This window comes from Mesorhizobium sp. M2C.T.Ca.TU.002.02.1.1, assembly GCF_003997225.1.
In genome coordinates this window covers 1-4,811 of sequence record NZ_RZTO01000478.1, presented here as the reverse complement: position 1 = coordinate 4,811, position 4,811 = coordinate 1, and the positions used below count along the sequence as shown (strand labels likewise).

Annotated in this window: 8 protein-coding genes; 5 read left to right on the top strand and 3 right to left on the bottom strand. The window is 62.6% G+C overall.

Annotation, left to right across the window (positions count from 1 at the left end; translation table 11 throughout):
- Positions 1 to 319 (bottom strand): LysR family transcriptional regulator (locus tag EOD07_RS22750; RefSeq protein WP_127237060.1); only part of this gene is annotated, 319 nt, incomplete at its 3' end.
- 112 nt (positions 320 to 431) lie between these two features.
- On the opposite strand from EOD07_RS22750, the gene EOD07_RS37755 reads away from it, so the two are divergent.
- The 5 genes from EOD07_RS37755 (at position 432) to EOD07_RS22715 (ending at position 3,679) form a co-directional block, all read left to right on the top strand.
- Entirely contained in the window at positions 432 to 1,265 is an 834-nt protein-coding gene (locus tag EOD07_RS37755; RefSeq protein WP_164772438.1) for a hypothetical protein, read from the top strand.
- A complete protein-coding gene (locus tag EOD07_RS38640; RefSeq protein WP_245470408.1) occupies positions 1,265 to 2,371 on the top strand; it encodes a DMT family transporter in 1,107 nt (368 codons plus the stop codon). Before EOD07_RS37755 ends, EOD07_RS38640 begins: the two co-directional genes overlap by 1 nt.
- The gene (locus tag EOD07_RS22725) at positions 2,349 to 2,573 is read left to right on the top strand and encodes a hypothetical protein (RefSeq protein ID WP_245470406.1); all 225 of its coding nucleotides are present in this window, start codon (positions 2,349 to 2,351) and stop codon (positions 2,571 to 2,573) included. The genes EOD07_RS38640 and EOD07_RS22725 overlap by 23 nt, the downstream gene beginning before the upstream one ends.
- 356 nt (positions 2,574 to 2,929) lie before the next feature.
- Positions 2,930 to 3,370 carry a MucR family transcriptional regulator gene (locus EOD07_RS22720; protein WP_040984823.1) on the top strand — a complete coding sequence of 147 codons (441 nt, stop codon included), beginning with the start codon at positions 2,930 to 2,932 and terminating at the stop codon, positions 3,368 to 3,370.
- A 3-nt stretch (positions 3,371 to 3,373) separates the two neighbouring features.
- A complete protein-coding gene (locus tag EOD07_RS22715; RefSeq protein ID WP_127237059.1) occupies positions 3,374 to 3,679 on the top strand; it encodes a hypothetical protein in 306 nt (101 codons plus the stop codon).
- Positions 3,680 to 3,779: 100 nt separating this feature from the next.
- Here EOD07_RS22715 and EOD07_RS22710 read toward each other — a convergent pair whose 3' ends face one another.
- Together EOD07_RS22710 and EOD07_RS22705 are read right to left on the bottom strand one after the other, a co-directional pair.
- The gene (locus EOD07_RS22710) at positions 3,780 to 3,980 is read right to left on the bottom strand and encodes a hypothetical protein (RefSeq protein ID WP_127237058.1); all 201 of its coding nucleotides are present in this window, start codon (positions 3,978 to 3,980) and stop codon (positions 3,780 to 3,782) included.
- A gap of 300 nt (positions 3,981 to 4,280) precedes the next feature.
- The coding region (locus EOD07_RS22705; RefSeq protein WP_164772437.1) for a lysozyme inhibitor LprI family protein at positions 4,281 to 4,811 on the bottom strand (531 nt) is incomplete at its 5' end.

Here is a 4,811-nt window from a genome sequence, read left to right as displayed (position 1 = left end):
CCGCGAAGGTCGGCAGCACACAGATCCGAAGCACATGCGCCTGCGACTGGCCGGTGGCCTCCATGTTGGCCGCCACGATGCGCTCCAGCGCCTCGCGCACGCGCGCCACATAGGTCTCGCCCTCCGGCGTCAGCGATACCGCATTGCCGCCGCGCTCGAAGATCTTGAAGCGCAGCTGATCCTCCAGGCCCTTCACGCGCTGGCTGACGGCGGAAGCGGTGATGAACTGCTCCTCGCCGGCGCGCGTGAAATTCCTGTGCCTCGCGGCGCTCTCCACGATTTTCAGCGAGTTGAGGTTGACCTGACTGAGCAGACGCACGGGGTTTCGACCTTAAGCTGGGCTTACGCTACCACCAGCATTCCTAAATTTACAGGGGTAGGTGTTTAAATGACTGTTAACCAAGTGTTGCCCCCACCTTGGAGAAAGTAGAATGAACGCCCATACAATTCCCGAACTGCGCTGTGCAATGAGCCGTGAGGCCATCATTGGTCATGAGACCGCCTGGAAAGTGTCGAGCTTCGGTGTCGCCCAGTATCGTCACGGCTACGACCCCGCTCTGCTTGCCGCCATAGAGGCGGCTGCTTTGAAATTGAAGGCCAGCCATGCCGTGCACAAGCATCTCGACCTCACCTTCATCACCGGCGCCGACCGCTACATTCCGGAGATCAAGGAGCTTTTGCACGACAAGCTGCGCTTGGAAATGCTATCCGACATGATGGGAACCAAGCTGGAGCCGTATCCGCTGTCGATCGTCGGCTCGACAGTCACCTTCATGAATCCCAAGGACGGCGCGGTCGAATGGCATTGCGATGGCGTTCCGGTGACCGAACTCATTCCGCTGTCGATCAGCGAGCCGCTCATCGGCGGCCACCTCGAGATCTATTGCGACGATTCCGAAACCGGCCGCTCGATCCTGGAATCCGGCCGCGACCTGCCGCGCAACAAGATCATGCGCATCGACCACAAGATGAACTACGCCACGCTCGGCCAGTTTCTCGGCGTGCTCCACCGCACGGCGCCGATCCAGCTCGGCGAGCGCGTAACGCTGGTGCTCAACCAGCGCTCGGTGACCAAGCCCTATGTCGACGACAACCGCATGTTCTACCTCGCCGCCGACAACGACCACGACCGTGCCTGGGTGAACGAACTGGCCGAGGATGTCTGGACCAACCAGTTGCCCGCCTACCGCCGCCATGCCGAGGAGCGTCCCGTGCCGCAGCCCGCCGCGGAGCCCGTTGCCGGCGGGGCGAGGGAGTCGTGGTAATGAGCCACGATCCGGTCGAGCGTCAGCCGCCTTCAGTGTCGCTGCGCCTCGGGCCGGTCGTGCCTGAAAGCCAAAGCCGTTCCGGCGCCGCCCTCGGGGCGGCGCTGGCCTTCGCCCTCGGCGCCGTGGCGCTGTGGGCGACAAACGCCTTGGTCGGCAAGACGCTGCTTGCCCTCTATCCGGTGTCGCAGGTGCAGTTCCTGCAGTTTTGCGGCGCGGCCTTCGTGTTTGCGCTGATCCGGCTGACGAGCACTTCTCCTTCTCCCCTTGTGGGAGAAGTTGGATCGGCGCGCAGCGCCGAGACGGATGAGGGGTGTTCCAGCGGAGTGAGACGTCGGCGTTCCCTGGAGCACCCCTCATCCGACCTCGCTTCGCGAGGCCACCTTCTCCCACAAGGGGAGAAGGGAGGGCACGCGCTCGCCTATACCGTCGGCTTCCTTGGCCTGGTCGGCACGATGGTGCTGCAATATATCGGCTTTGCCTCGATGCCGGTTATCGAAGCAAATCTCGTCGCCTATACTTGGCCGTTGATGACCGCCGCTGCGGTCATCGTGCTTGGCCGGCCGCGGCGTCCGCTGCTGCTCGGGCTGGCGGCGGCGCTTGGCTTTGTCGGCGTGGCGCTGGTGGTTTCCGGCGGCCGCGCGCAGACCTGGTTCGAAGGTGGCAGCCCCGTCGGCTATCTTGCCGCCTTCGGCTCGGCGCTCTGCATGGCCTTCTACTCGCTCGCAGTCGGCCGCCTTGCCGTGCCGCCGGAGCGCCTGCTTTTGCCCTCGGCGCTGATCGGCGTCGCGCTCACCTTCGCCTGGTGTCTGCATGATGGCGTCGTGCGCCCGAGCGGCGCGCACCTTCTGCTCGGCCTTTATCTCGGCGCTGGCCCGATGGGGCTCGGCTACTATTTCTGGTCGCGCGCGGCAAAGCTCGACCATGGTGGCAGGATAGCGGTCGTCGCCTATCTGACGCCGATAGCTTCCACGTTTCTGCTGACGCTCTCGGGCGAAAGCCTGTCGATGACGGCGGTTGCCGGCGCCGTCCTCGTCATCGGCAGCTGCCTTGCGGTCGGCATCGAAGGTATGGAGACCAGGCATGATGTCCAAAATGGCCGTTGACGAGGACGAACGCCGCGCCAGGCAGGAGGCGCACTGGCTGGTCAGGGAGTTTGGCGCGGAGGCGCCGCTTTATGCGGCCATGAAGGCCGAAAAGGCCATTGAGCAGAAGGATTTCGGCCGCTGCGCGCGCTGGAAGCGCGTGCTGGAGATCCTCGCGGAGAAGCCGCCCTCGGAGCTCAGGCGCGGTGCCGCCGCCAGATAGCGATTTGCCATGGGGCCGCCGAATCGCGCATGGTCAAGTATCCGGCTTGCGGGATCATGCTTGCCGTGCTGGAACTTGGCCTGAACTTCGATTTTTCAGCAACTTCCATCGCAAATCGAAGTGCTATAACGCCTTTTGTCCATCCAGGCGGACCGCCGGTGCTATAAAAAGTTAGCTATAGCTATTAGAATTCCTAACTTGCGCGTCTCCGGCCCGCGTAGAAACATCACCCCTGTATTGAGTCTGGTAGCTTTACTGACTATGGACGGTCCGTTGGGGGACAGGTCCAATACGATACACCGACGAAAGTCTTAAAAACGCCTGGCGATTTGAGGGCCAGCAGAAGGTGAAAAAAATTGTCCAACATCGACGACAAGACTGCAATCGAACTGACCGCCGACATTGTCTCGGCCTATGTCGGCAACAACCCGCTCCCTGCCTCTGGCCTGCCTGACCTGATCGCCAGCGTCAGCGCCTCGGTGCGCAAGCTCGCCAGCGATAGCGTTGTCAAGGAGGCGGTGGCGCTGACGCCAGCCGTCAACCCGAAGCGCTCGGTTTTCCCCGACCACATCGTGTGCCTCGAGGACGGAAAGAAGTTCAAGTCGTTGAAGCGCCACCTCGCGACCGATCACGGCCTGACGCCGGACGAATACCGCGCGAAATGGAGCTTGCCCGCCGACTATCCGATGGTGGCGCCGAGCTACTCGGCGACCCGCTCGGCGTTGGCCAAATCGTCCGGCCTTGGTCGCAAGCCGGCCGGCGACGCGGGCAAGGGCAAGCGCAAGGCCAAGGCCTGAGGCATGGTGCCTGCAACGGCAGACGTCGCGCCATTACCATGGCGCGACCATCTGGCTGCCCTCGGTGCGCTGCGCCGTGGCGTAGCCGTCCAGTCCTCGGTGGATGCGGCCGACGGCATCAGGGCGCGGCGCATCCTGTTTTCGCTGGGCCAACCGTCCGGCGACATGCTTGTCGCGCTCGACGCGCTTGACCGGTTCGAGCGCGCCATCGTCGAATGCGATGATCCGTCTACCATCGAAATGCGCAGGCGGAATTGCCTGGTCATTCTGGATCGCCTTGCAGCAAAAGGTCTGCCGCGCGCAAGCTAAAACATGTCTCCCGAAAGTGGGAACCGGTTTCGGGATGAAGACATGCGCAGAATCAAAAACCTAAAGCGCATGGAGCGAATCTGAAAGATCGCGACGCGCTTTAGCGGCGGGCCTGAGGCGGCTTGACCGGCCGGGTGCGCTTGGAATCCGACTCTCCGGCAAGGCTCTCCGCCTCAACCGCTGTCATTTCAAGAAGATAGACAAGCATCTGATAGCGCGTGCGCGAGAGCATTTTCGCCAGCTTGCGCGTGATCTCCGCGACATATCTCAACGTTCGTAAATCGCTGGGCGCTCCATCCATCGTGAGCTCCTGACAGGGCCAGTTATTTGGGCCAAGTTACGGGGACCAAGTTATCGTTGGCGCCCACTCCCGACTCACGGCGCGTCTACAAGTTTGCAGGTTTGCGATAAAACTGAAATCAATTTTTGATAAGCATCACGCTTGGCTCGTAAGATTTTGCCGTCCTTTTTTGGTGGCATCGTCGCTTGTCCCGCCAATATTCCGACAAACCGGACTTGCGGTTGTCTTGCCGTGCCGCGTTGATCTTCCGCTGGGGCATGTTTGATCACCGCGGCACCTGTGGCGCGCGAGCCGCGCCGCTCAGCCTTTGTACGCAGAACAGAAGCCCGGCGGGTTGTCCTTGCCGATCATGGCGCAGCCGCGCTTGATCTCGTCGATCATCATGCTGCAGGCATTCTGCCCGTTGCAGGGCGGATTGGTGGCCGGCGACACCTGGATGCACTGCGAGACGTACTGGTCCGACTTCGCCTTGCCGGCGGATTGCACGCATGGCCTCGTGTCGTTCTGGCTTGCCTGGGCAGCGGCGGGTTTCGCAGGCGCGGTCTTGGCCGTCGCAGGCTCGTTCTTCGTGGGGGCGGCATTGCCACCGCTTTGCGGCACGCAGGAGAGGTCGCCTTCGGGGCATTGCAATTGGTGCTGCAACTGCGCCAGCCGTACCTTGGTCAACTCCGCCCTGCAGGTCTCGACCAGGGTCGAATACACCGAGCCATCGGCATAGGGCTTGGTGCGGAAGGCGCATTCCTTGTCGCGGAACGGGATCCAGGCTCGCTGCGCGTCGCGCAGGCGCTTCAGGTCGGCGGGAGCGAGGCGTCCCGCCAGCGCCTTGTAGAC

Bases quoted from the DNA above. Each gene is read 5' to 3' on its own strand.
- EOD07_RS37755 (WP_164772438.1), top strand. From the start codon at position 432: ATGAACGCCCATACAATTCCCGAACTGCGCTGTGCAATGAGCCGTGAG.
- EOD07_RS38640 (WP_245470408.1), top strand. From the start codon at position 1,265: ATGAGCCACGATCCGGTCGAGCGTCAGCCGCCTTCAGTGTCGCTGCGC.
- EOD07_RS22725 (WP_245470406.1), top strand. From the start codon at position 2,349: ATGATGTCCAAAATGGCCGTTGACGAGGACGAACGCCGCGCCAGGCAG.
- EOD07_RS22715 (WP_127237059.1), top strand. From the start codon at position 3,374: ATGGTGCCTGCAACGGCAGACGTCGCGCCATTACCATGGCGCGACCAT.
- EOD07_RS22710 (WP_127237058.1), bottom strand. From the start codon at position 3,980: ATGGATGGAGCGCCCAGCGATTTACGAACGTTGAGATATGTCGCGGAG.